The organism is Bacillus sp. JK106 (assembly GCF_053663355.1).
This window is the reverse complement of the sequence record NZ_JBSJQC010000002.1, coordinates 803,493-828,621: the sequence shown is the minus strand read 5'-3', so window position 1 is coordinate 828,621 and position 25,129 is coordinate 803,493. Positions and strand designations below refer to the sequence as shown.

Genomic DNA, 25,129 nt, shown 5'->3' with positions numbered 1-25,129 from the left:
AATGCTTTTCAAAAATAGCGGGCTACCTTCCATTTCTACTATATTCACTAAGAAGTTGCTATATTCCTGCTTTTCCTTTTAATATTTTTATAAAATAAACACATGATCACCTATTCAAAGAACATATGGTCATCATTGATTAATATCCGTTCGATATTTACGGCCTTTTTCGTTTGATCGTCGATGTCAATGAGCACTCCGCTCAGCGTAGTTTTACCTTCCGCCACCGTAAACCGGACGGGAAGATTGGTTTTAAACCGCTTGATGACCGTTTCTCTGTCCATACCGAGAATTCCGTCGTACGGACCCGTCATGCCTACATCAGTAATATATGCCGTTCCTTTCGGCAAAATGCGGTTATCTGCCGTTTGCACGTGTGTATGGGTGCCTACCACGGCAGAGGCTCTTCCGTCTGTGTACCAGCCGATCGCAATTTTTTCGCTTGTCGCTTCGGCGTGAAAATCAATAAAAATGTACGGCGTGCGCTTTTTCGCTTCTTCTATTAATTCATCCGCTTTAGCAAACGGATCATCAAGCGGCGGAAGAAACGTCCGTCCCTGTAAATTAATGACGGCAAGCTCTTTTCCGTTCGATTTAATATAAGTAATGCCTTTGCCCGGCGTACCTTCCGGGAAATTCGCCGGCCGGACAAGATGCGGCACATCATCAATAAAGTCGAAGATCTCTCTTTTATCCCACGTATGGTTTCCCATTGTAATGGCATCTGCTCCCGCTTCCATCAGGCTGTGGTAGATCTTTTCCGTCAGTCCTTTTCCGTGTGCTGCATTTTCTCCGTTAATAATTGTAAAATGCGGTTTATGTTTCGCTTTCAGTTTCGGGACATATTCTTTTACCATGTCGCGGCCCGGGGAACCGACAACATCTCCGATAAATAAAATTCTCATACATTCCATTCCTTCCTTTTCAGGGACTCAAAAAAATAAAGTGATGCGCTAAGCATCACTTTATTTTGCATACTCTACGGCTCGAGTTTCTCTGATCACGGTCACTTTAATGTGTCCCGGATAATCAAGCTCGTCCTCAATTCGTTTACGGATATCACGCGCCAAACGATGGGCTTCTAAATCATTAATGGAGTCCGGTTTCACCATGATGCGAACTTCACGGCCGGCCTGAATCGCAAATGATTTTTCAACACCTTCGTAAGACTCGGAGATTTCTTCAAGCTTTTCAAGTCTGCGGATATAGTTTTCGAGCGTTTCACTTCTCGCGCCCGGTCTTGCGGCTGACAGTGCATCAGCGGCAGCGACCAGAACGGCGATAATGGAAGTCGGCTCTTCGTCTCCGTGGTGTGACGCAATACTGTTAATGACGACTGGATGCTCTTTATATTTGGTCGCAAGCTCCACTCCGATTTCCACGTGGCTTCCTTCCACTTCATGGTCAATTGCTTTACCGATGTCATGCAGAAGACCGGCCCGCTTGGCAAGCTTTGCATCTTCTCCAAGCTCGGAAGCCATTAAACCGGCTAAAAACGCAACTTCCATAGAATGTTTCAGTACGTTCTGCCCGTAGCTTGTACGGAATTTCAACCGGCCGAGGATCTTGATCAGATCCGGGTGGAGTCCGTGAACGCCGACTTCAAACGTCGTCTGCTCACCCATTTCCCGGATATAGTCATCAACCTCACGGCGGGATTTTTCAACCATTTCTTCAATGCGCGCCGGATGAATACGGCCATCCTGAACGAGTTTATCAAGAGCGATTCTTGCCGTCTCCCGTCTGATCGGATCAAATCCGGAAAGAATGACTGCTTCAGGTGTGTCATCAATAATCAGGTCAATACCTGTAAGCGTTTCAAGCGTACGAATGTTACGCCCTTCACGGCCGATGATACGTCCTTTCATCTCATCATTCGGAAGATTGACGACCGATACCGTCGTTTCGGCAACATGATCTGCTGCACAGCGCTGCAAAGCAAGCGACAGAATGTTTTTCGCCTTTTTATCTGCCTCTTCTTTCGCACGGTTTTCGGTTTCTTTTGTCATGATGGCGATGTCATGTGAAAGCTCATTTTCAACCCGGTCAAGAATGATTTGTTTCGCTTCATCCCGTGTCAGGCTCGAAATGCGTTCGAGTTCTGACTGCTGCATACGAATCATCTCATCCACTTTGCTTTCCATCTCTTCAATATGTTGTTGTCGTTCATTCAGAGAATGATCTTTCTTCTCCAACATCGCTTCCCGTTTATCAATTCCTTCGTGTTTACGGTCAAGATTTTCTTCTTTTTGAAGTAAACGGTTTTCTTGTTTTTGAAGCTCATTTCGTCTTTCACGAACTTCCTGTTCAGCATCTATTCGAAGTGTATGGATTTCGTCCTTTGCTTCAAGCAGAGCTTCTTTTTTCAGTGCTTCAGCATCACGCTTTGCATCTTCAAGGATTTGCTCGGCAGCACCGCGTGCGCCCGCAATCTTTGCTTCGGCAATGGTTTTACGAACATAGTAGCCAACAACTAAACCGAGCAGAGTCAGCAAAATGGAGATGAGAACCGTCATTGGGGTCATACTTTCACCTCCTCTTGCTATGAACTTGGTTTTTGCTTAAATAAGTGCCGGCATGTACATTGTCTGATTTTCTCAACATACAGAACCTTCACAGGGAATGAGTCTCTCATGCCCTTGTCAAGTTTAAATGGTTTAACAATCATGTTAAAAAAACAAATGTTACAACTTCATTGTAATTGTGTCGGAAATACTTGTCAAGCTTGCCAGCTTAACGATTCGCCTTCAGCTCGGATCGTCGCCCATGTATATATCATACCATACCTTCCTCCGCTTTTCGTGAATGACGGCTCTGTCAGTCCGCCTGGTTAAGCAATTGGTAAATTCTATTGTTTACCTGTCCTAATTTGGCGTTATTCTGAATGTTTGACAGTAATATGACATATTTGCTTGCCGAATGGCTGAAGCTGTTCAAAATGTTGTAACCGGGCATAACACCGTGATTGGAATAGCTTCCCGGATCAATGTAAAACCCCATCCCGTAAGCGGCACTGCTTCCTGCTGTAAACATTTTTGTGAAGCTTTCTTTTGAAAGGAGCGTGCCGTTTACGATCGCTTTATCAAATTTATAGAGATCTTCAGCGCTCATATACATATCGCCCGCCCCGTACAGCTGCGATAAATCCAAAAGGTGCGGCGTTACAAGACTGCCGCTCTCATCGACTTTGTAGCCGACGGCAGGATATTTGGCTTCAGCAAATGTTTTGTAAAATCCGGCATGCTTCATTCCGGCCGGTTTGAACACGTGTTCTTTTATATATTGTTCATAAGACTCCCCGCTGACCTGAGATACGATATAAGCAAGCACTGAATAGTTGGAATCCCTGTAATCCCAAACCCCGGGCTGCCGTTTAATTCCGCGGTATTCTATATCCTTGATTAAATCAATTGGAGAAATCGGTCCCCGACCCTCAATATGCCCGTTTATGCCGGACGTATGATTGAGCAGGTTTTTCAATGTAATGCGCGTGCCGTTAGGAAAATTCGGCAAGTATGTACTGACGGGGTCACTCGTCTGCAGCAGCCCTTTTTCTTCAAGCTGCAGGACAGCCGTCGCGATTAACGCTTTTTGTGAAGAACCGATATAATATGATGTCTCCGGATTGTTTTTAATTTTTTGTTTTCGGTCCGCATAGCCAAAGCCTTTTTTCAGCACAACTTTTCCATCTTTTACGATCATTGCTGTGCCGCTGAACCCGATCTGTTGCAAGTAATTGCTGATCTGTTTATTGTGATCGATTGATTTAGGTGTTTTCTCTTTTTGCGTCTTTTCTTTTTTCTGTTGAGTCTGGTCTTTTGAAGTATCAGATTGAGCGGCGGGAGCGTTTTTAACGGATTCTTTCTCCCGATGATGCGCTGTGACGGTCCAGATCATAATAAAAACAGTGACAAGCAGCAGAAAAAGAAACAGCCCTCCCGTTTTCATCAGCTTCTTCTTTCTTTTTTTATTTATTCTTGTGCGGCGGGGGCTCGTCATCTTTTTTCCTCCTCAGATATAATTTCAACTTTCGCCATGATGTTAGACGAGTGAAGGGTGAAAAAAGTTGTAACATTCCAGATAAAATTTTCCGAAACAGCCAGTGTTTTTTGAAACACACAAAAAAAAGAGCGGAAATTGCTTACTCCGCTCTTTTGATCGTGTTTTTATTCTTCTAATTCCATCTCTGCCTGAACTTCTTCCGCTTTGTCCGTTACACCGTTATTGTCTAAACCGTAATGTTCACGGATTTGTTCCTGAATCATCAGCATGATGTCTTTATTTTCTTTTAAGAACTGCTTGGCGTTTTCACGGCCCTGACCGAGGCGTTCTTCTTCATAAGAATACCACGAACCGCTTTTTTGCACGATATCCAGTTCAGTTCCAAGGTCGATGATTTCCCCTTCTTTGGAGATTCCTTCACCGTACATAATGTCCACTTCAGCCGTACGGAACGGAGGAGCGACTTTGTTTTTTACGACTTTAATTCTCGTTTTATTCCCCATGACGTCGTTACCCTGCTTTAATTGCTCGGCACGGCGCACTTCAAGACGCACGGAAGAATAGAATTTCAGCGCGCGGCCGCCCGGTGTCGTCTCCGGATTTCCGAACATAACGCCGACTTTTTCACGAATCTGGTTAATAAAGATTGCGATTGTTTTAGATTTATTGATAGCGCCGGAAAGCTTACGGAGCGCCTGAGACATAAGACGCGCCTGTAAACCGACGTGTGAATCACCCATGTCACCTTCAATTTCAGCTTTTGGAACAAGCGCCGCAACAGAGTCAACGACTACGATATCAACAGCTCCGCTTCGCACCAGCGCTTCAGCAATCTCAAGCGCCTGCTCTCCCGTATCCGGCTGAGAAAGCAGAAGCTCTTCGATATTGACACCGAGCTTTTGCGCGTAAACAGGATCAAGAGCATGCTCAGCATCAATAAATGCGGCCTGTCCGCCTTTTTCCTGAACCTCAGCGATTGCGTGAAGCGCTACAGTCGTTTTACCTGAACTTTCAGGTCCGTATACTTCAATAATCCGTCCGCGCGGGTATCCGCCTATTCCGAGAGCGGTATCAAGTGCAAGGGAGCCGCTTGGCACCGTTGAAATTCTTGTATCCGTTTTTTCTCCGAGCTTCATGATGGAACCTTTGCCGAATTGTTTTTCTATTTGCTTAAGAGCCATATCTAAGGCTGCCTGACGATCACTCATTTATTTTTTCCTCCTTTATCTTGCCACTACATATACTATACCTTGTTTACTGGCATTTGCCAAGAAAAAAGCGAACGCATATTCGGATTTTTTCCGCGTTCGCTTTTCTGCAAAAGAGCATAATTTCCCTTATAAAACTTAAAAATCAGAGAAAACGGCTCTTTAAAACTTTATTTTTGATCCAGCATTTTTAAAATGAGATGGCAGCCGTATTTAGCGGCGCGCTTTCTGATTCCGGTTCTTGAGCCGGAAAAGTGAAATTCGTGCACCTCTTCTTTTCCTTCCGCTGAAATGCCGATAAAGACGCGGCCCGGCGCATGCCCTTCCTGCGGGTCGGGACCCGCAACCCCGGTAAAGCAGATGCCGATATCGCTTCCGGTCAGCTTTCTCACACCGGCTGCAAGCTCTTTCGCACACTCTTTGCTGACCGCTCCGCTTTCTGCGAGCGTCTCAGCTTTCACGCCGAGCACATGCTGTTTCACGCTGTCGGAATAGCAGACAACGCCCCCTGCAAATAGTTGAGACGCACCGCTTAAATCAGTCACCCACTCTGAAAACAGGCCGCCTGTAAAGCTTTCGGCAGAAGAAATCGTGATTTTGTTTTGTCTGCATGCTTTTGAAAGCTCCTTCACCAGGGACGTATCATCATATCCGTAGAAAAATTCACCGACACGTTCTAAAATGGCGGCTTCCGTTTCTTTTAAAAGCCGTTCTGTTTCTTTTTCGTCAGCATGTTTCGCCGTTAAACGCAGCGTGACCTCGCCGTCAGCAGCAAGCGGCGCAATCGTCGGATTCGTCTGCGCGTCAATGATATCTTCTAAATCAGCTTCAAGCTGGGATTCACCGATTCCGAAAAACCGCAGCACGGTTGAAACGATTTTCTCATTAGAACCAAGCTTTTTAAGAAGCAGCGGTTTCGCTTCATTTTCAAACATCGGACGCAGCTCGCTCGGCGGTCCGGGAAGCAGCATATAAAGCCTTGAGCCGTGCTCTGCAAGCATTCCCGGCGCCATGCCGAAATGATTCGCCAAAACGTCCGAGCCCTCAATGACGAGCGCCTGTTTGCGGTTATTCGGCGACATGGTCCGTTTTGTTTTCACGAAATATTCTTCGATCGACCGGAATGCTTCGTCATTCAGAACGAGCGGGCGCCCCAGTGTGTTTGCAATGGTTTCTTTCGTTAAATCGTCTTTGGTCGGCCCGAGGCCGCCTGAAAAAATAATCAGGTCTGAGCGCTCTTCGGCAATGCGGATGACTTGCTTAAGCCGCTCCGGATTGTCACCGACAGCGGTATGGTAAAACACGTTTACACCGATTTCCGCCAGCTCTTTACTGATAAACTGCGCGTTCGTATTGGCGATCTGGCCGAGCAGAAGCTCCGAGCCGACCGCAATGATTTCTGCTTTTTTTGCTATTTCCATCTTTAAGTCCTTCTTCCTTAGTTAGATGTTTTTAACGCATCCCAGTTCTTCGCAAAATAATCCCAGCCGGAAATGACTGTGAAGAGCACGGCCACCCATAAAGCGATATCGCCGAACGGGAAAGAAACGAGCTCAAACGGAAGATTATGCAGCAAAAGCGCGGCAACAGCGATGATCTGGGCCCATGTTTTAATTTTCCCCAGCATATTGGCGGCTACAACTTCCCCCGTTCCCGCCAGCACAAGTCTTAATCCCGTTACGGCAAATTCGCGGCTGATGATGATGATGACCATCCACGCCGGCGCAAGGTCAAATTGCACAAGCGTAATTAATGCCGCGGACACCAGCAGTTTGTCAGCCAGCGGATCTAAAAATTTCCCGAAGTTTGTCACGAGGTTCAGTTTTCTGGCGTAGTAGCCATCCACCCAGTCAGTCGTTGATGCGATAATGAATAAAACAGCTCCCGTAAGATGCGCGACCGGAATCGATTCATCCCCTATATGAACGCTGCCCCAATGAAAAGGAACAAGCATGATAATCATAAATACAGGAATTAAAGCGATTCTTGCCAGTGTGATTTTATTCGGTAAGTTAAACATAAAGCCCCTCCAATAATATGTACTCGGACGTGAAGAAAAAGTCATCTTAATCGTTCAGATGACTTTTCCCCTTTTATTTTTTCATCTTGATTGTGATGGTCTGCGCCATCACATCATGCGGATTGAGTTCATAGGACAGAACCTCTCCGTTGATTTTAATTTTCAGGTTAGGGGCATAGCCCGTGCGGATTTCAATCTGCTTTTGATCCGTGACGTCTTTTTTAAAGGTTTCGCCTTTTTGCAGCGTTCCTTCTTTTAAAGAACCGCCGCTGTCATCACGGACGCGGATCCATGCGCTGTCAGAAGCAATCAGTTCAAGCTTATACTTATCTGCCCCGGAGACGTTGTATGAAGAAGCCGAGCCTTCCGTTCCGGCCGCTTTGATCTCCGTCTTATCACTGCTTTTTTCTTTCTTTTTCTGCTCTGACGCTTTTGTATCCTTTTTGTCTTTTTTGCTGTCAGATTGCGCTTCGTCGTTTGTATTGCCGTCGTTTTTCAGCGCAGAATCCTTAGGAATCTCATACTTGCTCTCACTTTGGGTGACGGCCTTATCTCCGTCTGTCTGCCCGGATTTGCTCATTCCGAACTGAATAATCGCATAAATGATCGCGATGACGATAATGACACCGATGACGACAAGGACGGTCGGAAGCCATTCCGCCGCCTTTGAAGCGGACTTAGGAAGCTCCCTTTGCATGGCGAGACCGGAGATTTTTTCCGACACATCGTCATGGTACGTGTTAGGGATGTCTTTTTTATATTCTTCAAATAACTGATCTGAATCAAGCCCGACAGCTTCAGCGTATTGCTTGATAAACGCCCGCACATAAAAATTGCCGGGAATGACGTCATAATTGCCTTCTTCCAGAGCGGTTAAGTATCTTTTCTGAATTTTCGTCGCCGCCTGGAGTTCATCCAATGACATCCCTTTTTCCTCTCTGGCTTCTTTAAGCCGGATTGCTAATTCTGTCACAACAAACACCTTCCAATATTAAAAATCAAAGCTTGAAAAACCGGTCTGATCAAACATTTGCGGTTCTTCTGCATGTTCATATGTAATGACTTCGTCAGGATCATTTCTGAGTTCGATAATATAATCGAAATCATCGAGCGTATACTCCGAATTTTGAACAAAAATATCGGGGTGCTCCACGACCTTTGTCGCCGGAAGCCGCATAATTTCACTGACGAGCTGAAGATGGCGCTCAGATCCCCGTCTTGTCGAAACGATGCCGTCGAGGATAAACACGTTTTCCGTGCTGTATTCATCGGCAACCAGCTGGCTCCGGATCGTTTGTTTTAGCAGCGTTGATGATACGAAAAGCCATCTTTTGCTGGCACAAACGCTTGACGCAACGATGGACTCCGTTTTTCCGACCCTCGGCATTCCTCGGATTCCGATCAGTTTGTGCCCTTCTTTTTTAAACAGCTCGGCCATAAAGTCAACCAGAAGACCGAGCTCGTCCCTTTCAAAACGGAAGGTTTTTTTGTCATCGGCATCACGCTGAATGTATCTTCCGTGGCGGACTGCGAGACGGTCGCGAAGCCTCGGTTCTCTCAGCTTCGTTACTTTAATGGTCTCCATTGTTTTTAAAATTGATTCCAATCGTTTAATTTGATCTATATGCCGGCATCTGAGCAGCATTCCCCTTCTGGAAAGGTCGACACCGTTAATTGTGACAATATTAATTGACAGCATCCCTAGAAGAGATGAAATATCCCCGAGCAGGCCGGGGCGGTTCACTTGAATTTCATATTCAAAATACCATTCGAGCTTTGCCAAATGATATACCCCCTCCATTGTGGCAAATTTTTACCTTCCTTTATCATAAAACATTTTTCTCTAATTAGAAAGAAGAATGTTGCTCTATAGAGGAAAACATAAAAAAAGAGAGGAGAAATCCCCCCTCTTAATGAGTGCTGTTATTTTCAACAAGCTTCACCATCATATTTGCGATGGCGCGCTGTTCATCTTCAGAGGCAACGCTCCAAAGATCAGCAAGCACTTTTTCCTGATGGTTTTTCGAGTCGACTTCGTTCGCAAGGTAACCGCCGATTTCTGTAGCGAGGTCAGTGATCGTTTCATCACTCATCCCTTTTTCCTGCGCATAGTTCAATCTGTCGCCAAGGAAATTCTTCCAATTATCCCAGTTTTCTAATACTGACATGTTGGGTTCCTCCATTTCATCTGTTGTTACAAAATTATTTTGTCCGTGCAGATGCAAACTATACACACATTTTTTTCAGCAGTGCCAGCCGCCGTTTACGGATAATATATGCCCCGTAATATAGGAAGCCTTGTCCGATAATAAAAAGGCTGCCGCTTCGGCGATTTCCTCCGGCTTCGCCAGCCGGCCCGCGGGAATTTCATCTGCCAACGCTTCTTTTTCATCAGACGTGAACTGATCAAGCATATTTGTATCAACGGCACCCGGCGAGACTGCATTCACGCGGACGCCGCTCGGAGCGAGCTCTTTGGCAAGCGCTTTGACGAACGAATGCTGCGCTCCTTTGACCATGCTGTATAATACCTCGCACGATGCGCCTGTTTCTCCCCAGACGGAACCGATCGCGACGATGCTCCCGCTTTTTTTCCGGATCATGCCGGGCACCAGATTACGCGCCAAAAGAAACGGACTCGTCACATGCAGCTGCACCATCTCCCGCGCCGTGTCATCCGTAACGTCCGTAATCAGGCCGAAATGACTTTTGCCGCTGTTTAATATCAAAGCGTCCACAGGCTGCTTAACGGAGCGGCTGAGTGTCTCCGCGCCATCCGGTGAGGACAGATCAGCCTGAATAGCGGAGGCTTTTACGCCGAATGATGCGCTCAGCCTTTCCGCAAGCCTGTGTGCGGCTTCCTTATTAGAATGATAATGCAAAAGGACGTCATATCCGTTTTTTGCGAGGACTTCACTTATACTTTGTCCGATTCCGCCGCTTGCTCCGGTTACGAGCGCTGTCTGTTTCATCAATCAATACTCCTTCTTTCCCCAGAAAAACATCCCTCAGGGCGTGAGGGATGTTTTGTTATGATTTTGGCACGACTTTGCAGACTGTCAGCCTGTCTTCTGATATTTCTTCTTTAATGACCCGCTTTACGTCTTCCAGGGTGATCTGCTCCAGTACGGTTACGACATCAAACAGACTCATATCTAAAAAGGCGTAGCGTGTGAATTGGTTGGCAATATATTCAGGTGAATTGAGCGCTTTTAAAAATGACCCGATTTTCTTTTTTCTCGCAAGGTCAAGTTTTTCCGCAGTCACGGCTGATTCTGCATCAAGCAGCATCTGTTTTAATTCGTCAGCGAGCTTATCCGGCTCCGGTGTATCTCCTCCGACAGAGGCAAAACCGAATCCGTATTCAGCCGTGTAATCAAAGCTGAAGGTTTCATCAATGTAGCCTTTATCGTACAAGTTGCCGTAATGCGGTGAGCTTTTTCCGAAGAGACATTCAAGCATGAGGTTCATGCTGAGCTCGTGCTTCAACAGCTCCCGCCCCGTTTTATAAGGGTCTTTCGCCTTTAAACCGACAAGACATTTTGAGCCTTGCACGTTCATTTTTAATTCCTGCTCCCGGCGGAAAACCGCTTCCTGCTCCTGAACCTCTTTACGTTTGATTTCAGGCTGGTCTGTAAACGGCTTTTTCTCCTGGTTTTTCCGCACCTGGCTGATGACCGCTTCAGGATCTGCGGGACCGACGATAAAGAGCAGCATATTGCTCGGGTGATAAAACGTTTCGTAGCACTCATACAGCAGATCTTTCGTAATATGAGAGATGCTCTCCACCGTTCCGGCAATGTCAATTTTCACGGGGTGGTCTTTATACATATTTTCGATAAGGCCGAAAAACAGCCGCCAATCCGGATTATCATCATACATATTGATTTCCTGGCCGATGATGCCTTTTTCTTTTTCAACTGATTTTTCCGTGAAATACGGGTCCTGAACAAAATCCACGAGTGTTTCCAGGTTTTTCTCTACATTAGAAGTGCTGGAGAACAGATAAGCGGTTCGTGTAAATGATGTAAAGGCATTTGCCGACGCCCCCTGCTTACTGAAGTCCTGAAACACGTCGCCGTCCGCTTTTTCAAACAGTTTATGCTCCAGAAAATGCGCGATTCCGTCAGGGACGTGTACCATTTCTTCCTTATTTAAAGGAACGAATTGATTGTCAATGGAACCGTACTTTGTCGTAAACACGGCGTATGTTTTATTAAAACCCTGTTTCGGCAGCACATAGACATCAAGGCCGTTTGCCATTTTTTCATGATACAGCGTTTCCTGAAGCTGTTCGAAGTTTATCGGTTTAGTCAAGATGCTCCCCCCGTCCCTTTTAAGAAATAAGTCGTATCCAGCTTAATGTTCTTTCCGACATTGATAATGTCCTCTTTTGTCACTTTCTCGATATTGTCGAGGAAAGTTTCGATCGGTATCTCCACTTGGGCTGAAGCCTGCTGATACAGAAATTCCGCTAAGCCGTATGCCGTATCAATCGTTTCTAACACTTGGTTTTTAATAACGGCTTTCGTTTGGGCGATATCGTCCTCTGAAAAGTCACCGTTTTGCATAGCCTGAAATTGTTCTTCGATTATGGTGACGGCCTGCTTATAATTTTTCACCTCAATGCCCGACATGACCATCAAAAGCCCTTTGAAGCTTTCCACCCTTGAGGCTGCATAATAGGCGAGGCTCGCTTTTTCACGGACATTTATAAACAGCTTTGAATGAGAGAACCCCCCGAACAGCCCGTTAAACACCTGCAATGCCGGATAATCCGGATCTGTATATGTCGTATTGGTCCGGAATCCGATATTCAGCTTGCCCTGCTTGACGTCCTCTTCATCAATGACTTCCTTCGGATCGGGCTGTTCATTCGCCGCGCTTCTTTCAAAAGGCTGCAGCTCCCGTTCTTCCGTTTTAAAATACGTATCAACGGCCGTTTTCACCTGATCTGAATCAACATCGCCGATGACGTACAGGTCCAGCTGATCTTCGCGTATGGCTTTTTGATAGGCTTCATACAAATCTTGCGGTGTAATGTGTTCAACATCATCGAACTCGCCGTTGACGTGAAGGGCATACGGTTCGCTTTTGCACATTTCCTGAACGAGACGCAGATTAGAATATCTCATCTTATCATCATATACGGCTTGAATCCGCTGTTTCAGCGTCCGTTTTTCCTGCGTGACATAAAGGGGCAGGAAGGCGCCGTTTTCCAAAGCGGGCGAAAAGACAAGCTCTGATAAAAGCTGAAGGCCTTTTTCCAATAACGGTGTGCGGTCCTTCAGATACTTTTCATTAGGAATCTCAAGTCTGAACGTAATGACATGACGTTCTCCCTTTTTTGTCAGATCAGCTGAAACGGATGTGCCGTACAGCTCATCAAAATAAGAACGCAGATCAGCGGTTTTCGGGCGGCTTTCTGTTCCGCGCAGAAGCACATGCGGAAACAGCGCCCTTTTTGTTACGAGCTCTTTCGTTAAAGGAGCCAGCATTTTAAACGTCAGCGAAACGGTTTTAAATTTCTCAGTCTTTACGATATGGGCGGTGATCCCGCCGTGCTTTGACTTCATTTCATTTACATAAGTCATGTGAAACCTCCTTCGTTCATTCTTTAATAGTATGTATTATGACCAAATTTCAGCATTCGCAAAAAAGAGTGCGCAGATGTAATTATATCAACTGGAGGATTTATAAGGAAACAAAAAACCTCTGCCCGAAAACAGGCAGAGGCATTGAACGTTATTTTTTCAAATTGAAAGGCCACCAGTTGGCTCTTCCGAATATTTTCACCATGACCGGTACAAAAAACGGAAGGACGACAATTGCATACATGAGAAGGCCTGTTAATACCACGGTTGCAATCTGTAATAAGGAAAGAACGCCTGACGGCAGCATGGCCGCAAAGGTTCCCGCTAAAATAATCGCCGCAGAAATGATGACGGAACCCATATTTTTCATACTGCTGATCATTGCGGGCCCCGTTCCTTCTTTTTTCAGCTCATTAAAGCGGTCCATTAAAAAGATGGAATAATCCACACCAAGAGCCATCAAAATAACAAAGCCGAAGAACGGTACGGCCCAGTTTACGCCCGGATACCCGAAGAAGTGTGTAAAGATGTATTCCGTCACGCCGATGGATGCGAAATACGTCAGTACGAGCGACGCCACTAAATAAACAGGCATAATGAGAGAGCGCAGCATTATGATGAGAATCAGAAAAATTCCCGCCAGCATAAACATTGCCGTCCGTTTGAAGTCTGAATCCGATACTTCTTTCAGATCGGCATTCATGCTGGAGACTCCCGAAACGCCGAAAGAGGCATTCTTCAGATCCGTATTCGGAATGGCTCTTTTTACGCTCGCTTTGATCGCTTGAATATCTTGAATGGCCGTATTTGAGTAAGGATTGTTATCAAGAACGACGGTCAATTCTGTCGTTTTTCTGTCATCTGACATGTACGTATTAAACACGCTTGTGAAATCACTGTTTGTCAACGCGTCTTTCGGCACAAACCAGCCTGTCATTTCTTTATCTGACGCCTTGTGAAGCTCACCCAGGTAATCATTCGCCCCCATCATGCCGCTTGATACTTTCTTAAGCCCTTTTACACTATCGTTAAGGCCTGAAGAAAGATCGCTGAGCCGGGAAGAAAAATCACCGAGACCGCTCTTCATTTTTTTCTGGCCCTCCGCGAGCTGTCCTGCCGCCGATTCAAGGCGCGGCATTTGTCCTGCAAGAGCCCCCTGTCCGTCTGACACTTGCTGCAGACCGTTTTCAATGCTGGTCAGTCCATTGATCATTGCGTTAATTTGAGTGTCAATCTTCTTCTGTGCGGCTGCCAGCCGGGCAAATTGTTTTTCCGCTTGCTGCAGATGATCCTTTTGACTGTCGACCTGTTTAGAAAACGCTTCTGCATCCGCGTTTGCCTTGGAAACGGCTGACTGTACACCCGTAAAGGCCGATTTGATTTCTTTGTAAGAGGGATCGGTTTTGACTGACGGTATTGACGCTTCCAATTTTGCAAACGGCAGCCGGGCAAGCTGCTTGTTCAAATCGGCAAGCTGTCTGCTGGCTTCATCTTTCATCGGCAGGACGGTTTTTACCAATTTTAAAGCGTTTTGCGTTTCTGAAGCGAGACCGCTGTTTTGTTTGAGCTGTGAAGTCAGCATTTGTTTTTGCTCTTCAATCTGATTTCTCATCTGGGCGACGCCGGCTTTATTCTCATTCACGCCAGCCTGCAGTTTATTCAGGTTTTCTCCTATATCAGAAAGCCCGGATTTCAGAGACAATGTTCCGTTAATAAGCTGATTGACGCTTTTCCCCGACTCTTCGATCTGCGGCTGTGAATCAGCTAACGACTTTGCGGCATGCCCTAATCCGTCCGTGATTTTTTCAAGTCCTGTATTGCCTTTATCAAGCCCTTCTTGAAGCTGCTTTGCCTGATTTGTGACAAATAATTGATTCAATCCGTTTCCGGCAGGGCGCGTGGCGCTTCTGACCGTTTTTACACCCTCTGTTTTTTCAAGTTCTCTGCTGATTTTTTCGATATCAATCAGGTGTTTTTCGGTATTTAATGGCTCATCATTTTTGATGACGACTGTGGCCGGAAGAAGTTCTCCCGGGCCGAATGCGCCTGAAATCGTATTAAACGCGCGGACGGATTCATATTTATCCCCGATTTCGTCAAGGCTGTTGTAAGATAGCGATCCTTTGTAAAGAAGGATAGGCGGGACGGTGAATACCGCAACGATTGCAAGACTGATGAGCGGCCTTTTAAATGAAAACCGCCCTGCCGTTTCCCAAGCTTTGCTTTGAGGATGGGAAATATCGCCCTTAACGGGCCAAAACAGTCTTTTTCCTAAAACAGCCATAAAAAACGGCACGATCGTCATGAGCGCAAGCAGCAGCACCGCGACACCGACCGCAACGGCGGCTGCCGACTGATACAGCTTAAATGTCGCAAATCCGATGCAGGCAAATCCGATCAGCACCGCACCGCCGCTGTACAAAACCGTCTTTCCGGCCGTTTTGTAGGTGACGACAATCGCTTCTCTTATATCAGCGCCATGCGACAGTTCTTCTTTAAATCTGCTGAGAAGCAGAATGCAGTAGTCTGTACCGATTCCGAACATAATCGCAACCATAAAAATCTGCGTAAAAGTTGAGAGCGGAAAATTCAGCTGGTCGACTAAAAATGCGACAATCGACTGGCTGACTAAATAAGATATCAATACAGATAAAAGCGGCACAAACGGAGCGACCACTGACCGGAATACAAGGACCAGCACGATCAGGATAAAAGCGACCGTTATATATTCAGTCTTTTTCAAGCCGTCCTGTGAGCTTTTTAACACATCTTCGTCGATCAGCGACTGGCCTGTAATGCCGTATGATACGCCGTACGGTTTCAGCTCTTTATCAATTTTATTTTTTATTTCGAGGATATCGTTTTTGGATGTATCAAGCTGCAGCTGAACGAGCATCGTTTGTCTGTCTTTTGACAGCAGCTGTTTTTTGATGTCGTCATTTTTCTCCCCGAAGTATGAAGTCACTGTTTTAATCTGAAGCGCTTTTTTCTGTTCAGACAAAGTGCTGACGGCTTCTTCCAGACGATCTTTTTTGTCTGTCATTAATCCTTTTTCGTGAAATACGATGACGGCGGAAGAAGACGGTGCATCTGAATCAGACATTTCATCAAGCAATTCATGGGCATAAGAAGAGGAATATCCGTCCGGTACGGAAATCTGCCCTTTCTCCCGTGTCAATTCAGCCATATCAGGCGCTGTAAGCATAAATATCACCGTTGCGGCGATCCATAACGCGGCGATGATCCAGCGGGCTCGGATAATGTTTTTCATTATGTCTGCTGATCCTCCTCTGTCATCATCAATCGATATAATTTTTCATATGTATTAACGAACATCTCCGCCTCGTCTTCATCAAAATACATAATATATGAACGGACGAGTTCCTCAATCCGCCGCTCCACACGGTGAAATACTTCCGTCCCCTTTTCCGTGACATTTAAAAGTATGCTCCGGCGGTCGCTTTGGCTGCGTTCTCTATTGATGTAGCCTTTTTCATACAGGCGGTTCGTCATCGATGTAATGGCGCTTTTGTTGACGTGGCACACCGCGGCCAGTTCAATTGATTTGCAATCCGGATTGAGCATAATATAGCGGAGTATGTTATATTGATCCAATGTCAGCTCTTTGTTCACTTTTTCAGCGATAATGCTGTCAATTTTTTTTAAGACGTGCAGGTATACATCGGAATAACGCTGAATCAGCTGCTTTACTTTTTCTTCATGCACCTTTTCCCCCTCCTTCCAATAGTTAAAATGTTTAACTATTAAAAAGGATAACGACTTGACGATATCATGTCAATCTTCAAAATAAAATAAAAAAAGACAGTGCAGATTACACCGTCTTTAATGATTCCTTTTTTTCTTTTGCTTGTGATGAGATATTTAACAGCGCTAAAAATACAGACACAATACCGCAAAAAGCGGATAAAATAAAAATCAGCCAGCCTGCATTTGACATCAGGGCAGCAAAGATCGGCGGTCCCGCCGCTACTCCGATAAACCGCATGCTGTTATAAAACGAGGTGATGGTTCCCGATTCCTCGTTGTCTACGCCTTCTGTGATGACAGCGTCTAATGCCGGTAATGCTATTCCGATACCGATACCGCTGACACACAAAAAGATAAATAATAAATAAAAACTGTGATTCCACCATAGGCCGATAAACGACAGTGTCACGGCACTCATTCCGAAAACAATGCAAAACTTCATTTTGCCTTGGTCTTTCCCGATTTTTCTGCCTGATATATATGAACTGACGGATAGAAATAAAAGCGGGATTGCCAAAAGCGATCCTTTAGCCACACCGTCAATTCCGTATTTCTTCTCCAGTGAGTCTGATAAATAAAAAAGAACCCCGAACAGCAAAAACATAATCACGCAGCCGATGATAAATACCGTAAAGAGCCAGCGTCCGTCACGCTTAAATATGCGGCCGACATTTTTCACAAATTCGGAAATAGAAGGCGCTTCTTTTTGTTTCTCCGGCTTTGCCACCAAAAACAATACGAGAAAAAAACTGATGAGCGAAAAAAACGGAATGAACCAAAACGGCATAAACCAAAACCATGCAGCCAAGAGCGACCCGAGAATCGGGCTTAATACTTTCCCGGCCGTGTTTGACGTCTCAATGTCGCCGAGCCCCGCGGTAATCCGCTCATCATCTCCTTTGAATAAATCACCGATAAACGGCATCACTACAGGAGCCGCCCCTGCCGAACCGATTCCTTGCAGCACCCGCCCCGCCAAGATAATGGGATAAGGATGCTTGAACGCGGTGGAAGCTATCGCGGCAAGCGCTCCGCCCGCACCGGCTATGAGAAGACAAGGCAGAAGAACCTTTTTTCTTCCGAATTTATCGGACAAATATCCGGCAATCGGAATACAAATAATCGCCACAATCGAATAGACCGTTATAATTAACGATACTTGAAAAGACGATATGGACAGCTTCTTTTCAATCATCGGAAGCACAGGAATCAGCATGGAATTCCCGAGTGTCATCACGAGCGGTACAGAAGCCAGAGCAATGATATTTTTTGTTCCATTTTTCTTCTTACTCAACTTATTCACCCATTCACTATACTTGGTTGTTTCCTGTTTTATTGTGCCTTGCGGAAAACAAAGTATGTATTGAAGCGGCAAATAAAAAAAAACAGACACATGACGCGTCTGTCTTAAAAACGTTTTCTTACAACATGAAAACTGAACTTATCAGCCCGGAAATAATTTAATGAATACAGCACAGGTTCATCATTCTGATTATAGTGGGTTTGCTTCAGCAATAAAAGCGCCGTCTCCGGCTCGCATTCCAAAACCGGTGAAATCGTATCGTGATATCCGATCGGTTCGATATCAGCAACGGCATAGCTGATCACAGACCCGGAGTTTTTTTCCAAAAGATCAAAAATAGATTCCTGTTCATGACAGAAAGAATTCGGCAGAATGTGCATCGGAATCGTATCTAAACAGTAAACGACCGGAGTGCCGCTTGCCGTTCTCACGCGTTCCAAATAAAAAAGCTCCTGCTCAGGCTCAAGCCGGAATCTAGCGATATCTTCATCAGTCGGCGTGATGACCTGAGACGACAAAAAAATCGTACCCGGCACCATGTTCGCCTGCTGAATCATTTTCGTCACGCTGTTGAGCTGTTCAATACCTGAAAGAAACAGCGGTTTTGTATGGACGAAAGTGCCCACACCGTGCCTTCTGATAATCACATGCTCCTCTTCAAGGATACGCAAAGCTTCACGCAGAGTTGCCCGGCTGACACCCATAGATTTTGAAAGCTCAAATTCAGAAGGAAGCTTTTCCTTTTCGGTGTAAATTCCGTTTTGTATATCCTCTTTGATTCGCTCAATCACTTTTAGGTACAAGTGACGATTGTCAGCTTTTGTAGACATGTTTCCCCTCCGTAAACCACTTTCATAAATTATTGAACAATTGGGACAACTATATCATGTTTTAATAAAAAAATAAATAGGAATGATTTTGGTGATATCATTTTCAGTGAAAACTCTCTCCTTTTTAAGAAGAGAGCTCATCATATTGTTCCTTAGATAATAGTACTTCCCTCGGTTTGCTTCCTTCATACGGCCCGACGACGCCCCGTTCCTCCATTGCGTCAATCAGACGGGCTGCTCTCGTATATCCGATTCTGAACCGCCTTTGAAGCATGGAGACTGATGCCGTCTGCATGCCGATAATCAAATCGACCGCTTCGTCATAGAGATCATCCGTTACTTCACTGTGTGTTTCCGACACTTCTTCCGGAATCATCTCTTCTTGATACTGCGCTTTTTGCTGCGTAATCACATGATCGACGACATGCTCAACCTCTTCATCCGATAAAAATGCTCCCTGGACCCGGACAGGCTTATTCGCGCCTACAGGCAGAAACAGCATGTCTCCGCGCCCCAGAAGCTTTTCAGCGCCGCCCATGTCTAAAATTGTCCGTGAATCGGTCTGAGATGAAACACTGAAGGCAATTCTTGACGGAATGTTGGCTTTAATAACACCGGTAATAACGTCAACTGAAGGCCGCTGAGTCGCGATAATCAAATGAATTCCCGCCGCCCGCGCCATCTGTGAAAGTCTCGTAATTGAATCTTCCACATCGGAAGAAGCGACCATCATCAGATCGGCAAGCTCGTCAACGATGACGACGATGTATGGCAGCTCAGGCTGCTTGACTTCTTCTTCGGCATTTGACCGCTTTATATGGTCGTTATAGCCTTCTATATTTCTCGTACCCGTATGGGAGAACAGCTCATAGCGGCGCTCCATCTCATTGACGACCTTTTTCAAAGCCTGCGAGGCCTTTTTCGGATCTGTCACGACCGGCGCAAGCAGATGAGGAATGCCGTTATACACATTCAGCTCAACCATTTTCGGGTCAATCATCATCATCTTCACTTCATGCGGTTTGGCCCTCATCAGAATGCTCGTAATAATACCGTTGACACAGACGCTTTTTCCGCTTCCCGTTGCCCCCGCTACGAGCAGGTGGGGCATTTTGTTCAGTTCGGCAAGCACGGCTTCCCCGGAAATATTTCGTCCCAAGCCGATCAGAAGCTTCGCGTCCGGCTTGTCATTGAGCTTGGATTCAAGCACTTCTTTTAACGAAACCATCGCAACTTCAGCATTGGGCACCTCGATGCCGATTGCTGATTTACCCGGAATCGGCGCTTCTATCCGGATATCCTTGGCGGCAAGCGCGAGCGCAAGGTCATCGCTCAGATTCACGATTTTACTGACTTTGACCCCGACGTCCGGATACACCTCATATTTTGTGACCGCCGGGCCGAGATGAACTTGGGTCACTTTCGCCTTTACCCCGAAGCTTTGAAAAGTCCGTTCGAGTTTTCTTGCATTCTCGTAAATGTTTTTCTTATCGGTTTGCTGGCCGGTATGTTTCGGGTCAGCCAGAATGTCCAATGAAGGCATTTGATAATCTTTATTTTCAAGCTCTGTAAACGTCATCGGCGGAGCGGCAGCCGTTTCGTCACTGTCTTGAGCGCCGCCGGAAGGCTCATCTTTTGCCGCTTGCGCCGTCTCCTGCGTTTTTTCCGGAATCAGCGGTTCGACGCGTTCTTCCTGACGGTCTGAAAAGCTTGAAATAATCGGCTCTGAATGGATGATCGGCGAAATGATTTCCTCATCCTCTTCTTCGGGCTCAGGCATTTCTTTTTTCTTTTGAACCCGTTTTTGTTTTTTGCCCGATCTGGTTTTTGTTTTCGGCGAAGACATATTCGTTCTGACCGTCTTCATATCCTCAAGAAATGCCTGCCATTGACTGCGGATAAACCGGCCGACGGGGCTCGTCCACTTTTTGAGCGTTTCCTGCAGTGAACGCCCCGTTACAAGAATCAGCCCCATTAAGATCAGCACGATCGCCATGATCTGTGAACCCGTTGATGCAAATAAAAAGTGGGAAGCTGCAAACAGTACCGCGCCGATCATGCCGCCGCCCAAATCAGGGGAAGCAGCCTGCTGTTTCATGTCAATCATAAACAGCTCCCACGTGTTGCCGATGACACTTGCCGACCGAATCGACCCGTGATGAGACAGATTTTTAAAGAGCTGCACGTGAGACAGCAGCAAAATACTGGCGATAATACAGTACAACCCCGCCTTTCTTCTCGTTAAAAGGCTTGGACTCTTCTTTTTCCAAAACAGCGAAATTCCGAGAAGGAAGAGCGCAATTAAGCATAAAATAAACCACTCTCCGGCAAAAAAACGGAACAAGTACACAAATGTCTGTCCCACAACGCCGAGCTGCAAAACAGCAATAATCGAGATTGCAACACAGAGCAGTCCGCTTAGTTCGTATTTTAGATTGAGCTTACTCTCTTGTTTCTTTTTAGATTTCCGTTTTTTCTTTGCCACACTCATCACCTTACTGCGTTAAAAAATGTAAAATCATACATCATGAAGAAAAGCAGCCTTTTGCCGGCTGCATTTTTCTGTAGGATTCCCCTATTATAGCATATTTTGCCCCCGAGAAACGGACTGAATGCCGGTTAGATTTTCAGCTTGATTTTTTGTCCCGGAGCGATGTCCGGATTCAGAAAATCCATCGGGTTCGTACTTAAAATCTGTACGACTTCAGCTTCATTTCCCTTCATCTCAACTAGCAGCGGCACGCCGGCGTAATCTACCTGTTCATGCACGCTTTGCTCTATATCCTGACCGTAAACGACTTCTTGGGGCATGACGGTATAAAGGATCATTGAATCATCCTTCCTTCCTCGCCCTTTCGTTCCTCTATCAGCTGATTCAGCTTTTTTATCGCCTGTCCGACGCCGCCCACGTCATCAATTAGTCCGTAATCAGCCGCATCTTTGCCGACTACGTTCGTTCCGATGTCCCTGGTTAAGTTTCCTTTTGAAAACATCAGCTCTTTGAATTTTTCTTCGGAAATATTTGAATGATGGGTCACAAAGTTGACAACCCGCTCCTGCATTTTATCCAGGTATTCAAACGTTTGCGGAACACCGATAACCAGACCTGTAAGCCGAACGGGGTGAATGGTCATTGTCGCTGTCTCCGCGATAAAACTATGATCACATGACACGGCGATCGGCACACCTATGGAGTGGCCCCCGCCGAGTACGATTGAGACGGTCGGTTTTGATAAGGATGCGAGCATTTCCGCAATCGCAAGCCCCGCTTCCACATCGCCTCCGACGGTGTTTAAGATGATCAGAAGTCCTTCGATTTTCGGATTTTGCTCAATGGCGACGATTTGCGGAATGACATGTTCATATTTGGTTGTTTTATTTTGCGGCGGGAGCTGGACGTGCCCCTCAATTTGGCCGATGATCGTCAGGCAGTGAATATTGGTATCTTGGGACATTTGCGGCAGAGATGTCTCTCCCAGCTGCTGAATTTTGCTCATAATGCTGTCTTTCGCATCTGATTTTTCGGGCTGCTGTTCTTCGGTGTTTTCCATACGATGATCCATTTTATCTTTCACCCTTTCCGAATGTCTCTTTGTATTATGAACAAAGATGATGATTTCCATCCGGGACATGAACAAAAACAAAGCCGGAGCATCATGCGCTCCGGCTTTGTAACATTATACTTCCATAATGATCGGAATGATCATCGGCTTGCGTTTTGTTTTTTCATAAAGGAATTGATTCAGCGCATCACGCATTGCTTGTTTCAGCGTGGACCATTCTACGGCAGATGTTTCCGTCGCTTCAGTCACGATAGAGCGGACGAGCTCAGTAGCTTGTACAATTAACCCCTCTGATTCTCTGACATACACGAAACCGCGCGTAATGATCTCAGGGCCTGAAACAAGGTTCTTCTTCTGCTTATCGAGTGAAATCACAACGATGAGAATGCCGTCTTGTGACAATAAGCGGCGGTCTCTCAGCACGATGTTGCCGATGTCGCCGACTCCGAGGCCGTCAATCAGAACGTTTCCGTATGTGACTTTATCCCCGATTTTCACATTCTGGCCGCGGAATTCAACGACGTCACCTTTTTCAATCAAGAAAATATCGCTGCGTTTCATGCCGATCTCTTCTGCGATTTTGGAATGCGCTTTTTGCATTCTGAATTCACCGTTAACCGGAATTAAATATTTCGGTTTCAGCAAATTAAGCATGAGTTTCAATTCTTCCTGCGAACCGTGACCGGACACATGCACTCGTTTTTGGGCGAAAATGACTTGAGCGCCGGCGCGGGCAAGCAGGTTGACGGTTTTGGAATATATCAATTCATGCCCCGGAATCGGTGTTGATGCAATGACAACGGTGTCTCCTTCTTCAATGTTAAGCTGCTTGTGCGCCTGCTTGGCCATCCGCGTAAGAGCGGCCAGCGGCTCACCATGGCTTCCGGCTGTAACAATTGCCACGTCCCGCTTCGGATATTTTTTCACATCCTGCACAGGAATAAACATTTCATCGTCGGCTTCAATATAGCCGAGTTTGCGCCCAAGCTGAAGCACGTTTTGCAGATTTTTTCCGGCGATTGCAAGTTTGCGGCCGTTCTGGACGGCAGCCTGTATCACTTGCTGGATCCGGTTGATATTAGACGCGAATACAGCAATGATGACACGGTTTTCTGAATTGTTCATCGCATCGGAAATTTCACCGCTTACATATGCTTCTGACGGAGTATACCCCGGGCGCTCCGCATTGGCGCTGTCAGAAAGCAGGGCGAGCACGCCGCTGTTTCCGATTTTGGCAATTTCGCCAATATCACATGATTGGTGATATGCAGGCGTCTGGTCAAATTTGAAGTCTCCCGTGCATACAATAGAGCCAAGTGATGTTTTGAAGCTGACTCCGACTGAATCCGGAATACTGTGAATCGTTTTAAAGAACGATACTTTCGTTGATTCAAATGTAATGACTGATTTAGAGTGAACTTCACGTAAATCAGCTTTTCGATTATGCCCGTACTGCTTGAGTTTTTCTCTCAGTAATGCAAGCGTAAGCTTCGTTCCGTATACCGGCACCGACAGCTTGTTCAATAAATAAAAGACGCCCCCGATGTTTTCATCGTGCCCGTGTGTCAGAAAGATGGCCTTCACGCGGTCAGCCCGTTCTACTAAGTAGGAAATATCCGGAATGACAACATCAATACCGAGCATTTCATTTTCAGGGTGCATCAGCCCTGCATCCACTACAAATATGTCTGAGTCAATTTCAATGACATATAGGTTCTTCCCAATTTCTCCGACGCCGCCAAGGGCGATAATTCTGACGTTTTCTGTATTTTTCTTTTTCAAAATCTGTATCCTCCTAGTCTCATACCCGTCCATCATCACTTGTTCCTATTATAACTGATATCAATTTTAGAAAACAAGAAGAAGCGGAAGGTTTAGGGAAAACCAATATGTATACAAAACGGTCAAACTCACGATAAAAATGAGAATGACCGCGTATTTCAACTGTATAAATTTTTTCTTACAGTTCGCTGATGACGCTGCTCAGGCTCAGACGTTCATCTTCATTCAGCGGGATAAGAGGAAGACGCACAGATCCGACATCAAGGCCTTTCAGCTGCAGCGCCGTTTTGACCGGAGCCGGATTAGGCGCTTTAAAGAGCTCCTTCATGATCGGCAGAAGCTTCTGATGAATCAGTGCCGCGGTTGCCGTCTGCCCGTTCGTATAGTTTTTAATCATCTGCTGCATGTCAGAACCCACGATATGGCTGGCCACTGACACGACTCCTCTTCCGCCGACTGCGAGAATAGGAAGCGTTAACCCGTCATCACCTGAATAGACGTAAAAATCTTCCGGTGTTTCGGCAATAATTTTCGTAATGGCATCAAGATCGCCGCTCGCTTCTTTAATCGCAGAGATATTCGGAATCTCCGCAAGTCTGATGGCCGTTTCCGGCGCAAGCGAAGCGACCGTTCTGCCCGGCACGTTGTAAAGCATCACAGGAAGAGACGTTTCTTCAGCTATGGCTTTAAAATGACGGTACATCCCCTCTTGGGAAGGCTTATTATAATACGGCGTGACAAGCATAACGCAATCGACGCCGGCTTCTTCAGCTTTTTTTGTCAGTTTAATGGAGTCTTTCGTATTGTTGCTTCCTGTACCCGCAATAACAGGCACGCGTCCGTTCACTTCTTTGACTGTAAATTCAAAGAGTGCAATTTTTTCTTCCGTTGAAAGTGTCGGGGATTCGCCGGTCGTGCCTGCGACGACTAAAGAATCCGTGCCGTTTTTCAACAAATAGTCGATTAATGTAGACAGTTTTTGAAAGTCTACATTCCCTTTACTGTCAAAGGGGGTAATCATCGCTGTAGATATATTTCCGACATTCATTTTTTTCACCT

General features: G+C 45.9%; 21 protein-coding genes. All 21 read right to left on the bottom strand.

Annotated features, from left to right (window positions below; genetic code table 11):
* Positions 1 to 110 precede the first annotated feature (110 nt).
* Positions 111 to 905, bottom strand: coding sequence for a TIGR00282 family metallophosphoesterase (locus tag ACWJJS_RS09595; protein WP_003154137.1), 795 nt, complete (start codon positions 903 to 905; stop codon positions 111 to 113).
* A gap of 60 nt (positions 906 to 965) precedes the next feature.
* A complete protein-coding gene (gene rny, locus ACWJJS_RS09590; protein ID WP_003154140.1) occupies positions 966 to 2,525 on the bottom strand; it encodes a ribonuclease Y in 1,560 nt (519 codons plus the stop codon).
* Positions 2,526 to 2,817: 292 nt separating this feature from the next.
* A complete protein-coding gene (locus ACWJJS_RS09585; RefSeq protein WP_003154142.1) occupies positions 2,818 to 3,999 on the bottom strand; it encodes a serine hydrolase domain-containing protein in 1,182 nt (393 codons plus the stop codon).
* Positions 4,000 to 4,166: 167 nt separating this feature from the next.
* Entirely contained in the window at positions 4,167 to 5,210 is a 1,044-nt protein-coding gene (recA, locus tag ACWJJS_RS09580) for a recombinase RecA (RefSeq protein WP_102422481.1), read from the bottom strand.
* A 170-nt stretch (positions 5,211 to 5,380) separates the two neighbouring features.
* Positions 5,381 to 6,631 carry a competence/damage-inducible protein A gene (locus ACWJJS_RS09575; protein WP_454023506.1) on the bottom strand — a complete coding sequence of 417 codons (1,251 nt, stop codon included), beginning with the start codon at positions 6,629 to 6,631 and terminating at the stop codon, positions 5,381 to 5,383.
* Positions 6,632 to 6,648: 17 nt separating this feature from the next.
* Positions 6,649 to 7,230, bottom strand: a complete 582-nt coding sequence (gene pgsA / locus ACWJJS_RS09570; protein WP_003154147.1) for a CDP-diacylglycerol--glycerol-3-phosphate 3-phosphatidyltransferase — start codon at positions 7,228 to 7,230, stop codon at positions 6,649 to 6,651.
* Positions 7,231 to 7,303: 73 nt separating this feature from the next.
* On the bottom strand, positions 7,304 to 8,203 hold the full coding sequence (locus ACWJJS_RS09565; RefSeq protein WP_071391819.1) for a helix-turn-helix domain-containing protein: 900 nt from the start codon (positions 8,201 to 8,203) through the stop codon (positions 7,304 to 7,306).
* Between the two features lie 18 nt (positions 8,204 to 8,221).
* Positions 8,222 to 9,013: a DUF3388 domain-containing protein gene (locus ACWJJS_RS09560; RefSeq protein WP_003154149.1), complete on the bottom strand. Its 792-nt coding sequence runs from the start codon at positions 9,011 to 9,013 to the stop codon at positions 8,222 to 8,224.
* Between the two features lie 127 nt (positions 9,014 to 9,140).
* Positions 9,141 to 9,398: a DUF3243 domain-containing protein gene (locus ACWJJS_RS09555; RefSeq protein WP_003154150.1), complete on the bottom strand. Its 258-nt coding sequence runs from the start codon at positions 9,396 to 9,398 to the stop codon at positions 9,141 to 9,143.
* 75 nt (positions 9,399 to 9,473) lie between these two features.
* Complete coding sequence (gene ymfI / locus ACWJJS_RS09550) at positions 9,474 to 10,202, bottom strand: elongation factor P 5-aminopentanone reductase (RefSeq protein ID WP_317461467.1); 729 nt, start codon at positions 10,200 to 10,202, stop codon at positions 9,474 to 9,476.
* 58 nt (positions 10,203 to 10,260) lie between these two features.
* Entirely contained in the window at positions 10,261 to 11,547 is a 1,287-nt protein-coding gene (gene yfmH / locus ACWJJS_RS09545; protein ID WP_070081837.1) for an EF-P 5-aminopentanol modification-associated protein YfmH, read from the bottom strand.
* Entirely contained in the window at positions 11,544 to 12,824 is a 1,281-nt protein-coding gene (gene yfmF, locus ACWJJS_RS09540) for an EF-P 5-aminopentanol modification-associated protein YfmF (protein WP_014305019.1), read from the bottom strand. Before yfmF ends, yfmH begins: the two co-directional genes overlap by 4 nt.
* Positions 12,825 to 12,975: 151 nt before the next feature.
* Positions 12,976 to 16,095, bottom strand: a complete 3,120-nt coding sequence (locus ACWJJS_RS09535; RefSeq protein ID WP_317461465.1) for an MMPL family transporter — start codon at positions 16,093 to 16,095, stop codon at positions 12,976 to 12,978.
* On the bottom strand, positions 16,095 to 16,550 hold the full coding sequence (locus ACWJJS_RS09530; RefSeq protein ID WP_172614696.1) for a MarR family winged helix-turn-helix transcriptional regulator: 456 nt from the start codon (positions 16,548 to 16,550) through the stop codon (positions 16,095 to 16,097). Before ACWJJS_RS09530 ends, ACWJJS_RS09535 begins: the two co-directional genes overlap by 1 nt.
* A 106-nt stretch (positions 16,551 to 16,656) precedes the next feature.
* Positions 16,657 to 17,886 (bottom strand): MFS transporter, encoded by a 1,230-nt coding sequence (locus tag ACWJJS_RS09525; RefSeq protein ID WP_070081835.1) that lies wholly within the window; start codon positions 17,884 to 17,886, stop codon positions 16,657 to 16,659.
* Positions 17,887 to 17,999: 113 nt separating this feature from the next.
* Positions 18,000 to 18,725: a GntR family transcriptional regulator gene (locus ACWJJS_RS09520; protein ID WP_065180276.1), complete on the bottom strand. Its 726-nt coding sequence runs from the start codon at positions 18,723 to 18,725 to the stop codon at positions 18,000 to 18,002.
* A gap of 124 nt (positions 18,726 to 18,849) precedes the next feature.
* Complete coding sequence (locus ACWJJS_RS09515) at positions 18,850 to 21,210, bottom strand: DNA translocase FtsK (protein WP_454023505.1); 2,361 nt, start codon at positions 21,208 to 21,210, stop codon at positions 18,850 to 18,852.
* Positions 21,211 to 21,344: 134 nt separating this feature from the next.
* Entirely contained in the window at positions 21,345 to 21,554 is a 210-nt protein-coding gene (locus ACWJJS_RS09510) for a YlzJ-like family protein (protein WP_003154161.1), read from the bottom strand.
* Positions 21,551 to 22,288: a ClpP family protease gene (locus ACWJJS_RS09505; protein ID WP_025851243.1), complete on the bottom strand. Its 738-nt coding sequence runs from the start codon at positions 22,286 to 22,288 to the stop codon at positions 21,551 to 21,553. The genes ACWJJS_RS09510 and ACWJJS_RS09505 overlap by 4 nt, the downstream gene beginning before the upstream one ends.
* Positions 22,289 to 22,402: 114 nt before the next feature.
* Positions 22,403 to 24,070: a ribonuclease J2 gene (gene rnjB, locus ACWJJS_RS09500; RefSeq protein WP_173612752.1), complete on the bottom strand. Its 1,668-nt coding sequence runs from the start codon at positions 24,068 to 24,070 to the stop codon at positions 22,403 to 22,405.
* Between the two features lie 178 nt (positions 24,071 to 24,248).
* Positions 24,249 to 25,118: a 4-hydroxy-tetrahydrodipicolinate synthase gene (gene dapA, locus ACWJJS_RS09495; protein WP_003154166.1), complete on the bottom strand. Its 870-nt coding sequence runs from the start codon at positions 25,116 to 25,118 to the stop codon at positions 24,249 to 24,251.
* Positions 25,119 to 25,129 lie beyond the last annotated feature (11 nt).

Coding starts and splice junctions, on each gene's coding strand:
- ACWJJS_RS09535 (WP_317461465.1), bottom strand. CDS start 16,095: ATGAAAAACATTATCCGAGCCCGCTGGATCATCGCCGCGTTATGGATC.
- ACWJJS_RS09510 (WP_003154161.1), bottom strand. CDS start 21,554: ATGATCCTTTATACCGTCATGCCCCAAGAAGTCGTTTACGGTCAGGAT.
- ACWJJS_RS09595 (WP_003154137.1), bottom strand. CDS start 905: ATGAGAATTTTATTTATCGGAGATGTTGTCGGTTCCCCGGGCCGCGAC.
- ACWJJS_RS09520 (WP_065180276.1), bottom strand. CDS start 18,725: ATGTCTACAAAAGCTGACAATCGTCACTTGTACCTAAAAGTGATTGAG.
- ACWJJS_RS09505 (WP_025851243.1), bottom strand. CDS start 22,288: ATGGATCATCGTATGGAAAACACCGAAGAACAGCAGCCCGAAAAATCA.
- yfmF (WP_014305019.1), bottom strand. CDS start 12,824: ATGACTTATGTAAATGAAATGAAGTCAAAGCACGGCGGGATCACCGCC.
- ymfI (WP_317461467.1), bottom strand. CDS start 10,202: ATGAAACAGACAGCGCTCGTAACCGGAGCAAGCGGCGGAATCGGACAA.
- ACWJJS_RS09575 (WP_454023506.1), bottom strand. CDS start 6,631: ATGGAAATAGCAAAAAAAGCAGAAATCATTGCGGTCGGCTCGGAGCTT.
- ACWJJS_RS09555 (WP_003154150.1), bottom strand. CDS start 9,398: ATGTCAGTATTAGAAAACTGGGATAATTGGAAGAATTTCCTTGGCGAC.
- recA (WP_102422481.1), bottom strand. CDS start 5,210: ATGAGTGATCGTCAGGCAGCCTTAGATATGGCTCTTAAGCAAATAGAA.
- dapA (WP_003154166.1), bottom strand. CDS start 25,118: ATGAATGTCGGAAATATATCTACAGCGATGATTACCCCCTTTGACAGT.
- ACWJJS_RS09585 (WP_003154142.1), bottom strand. CDS start 3,999: ATGACGAGCCCCCGCCGCACAAGAATAAATAAAAAAAGAAAGAAGAAG.
- pgsA (WP_003154147.1), bottom strand. CDS start 7,230: ATGTTTAACTTACCGAATAAAATCACACTGGCAAGAATCGCTTTAATT.
- rny (WP_003154140.1), bottom strand. CDS start 2,525: ATGACCCCAATGACGGTTCTCATCTCCATTTTGCTGACTCTGCTCGGT.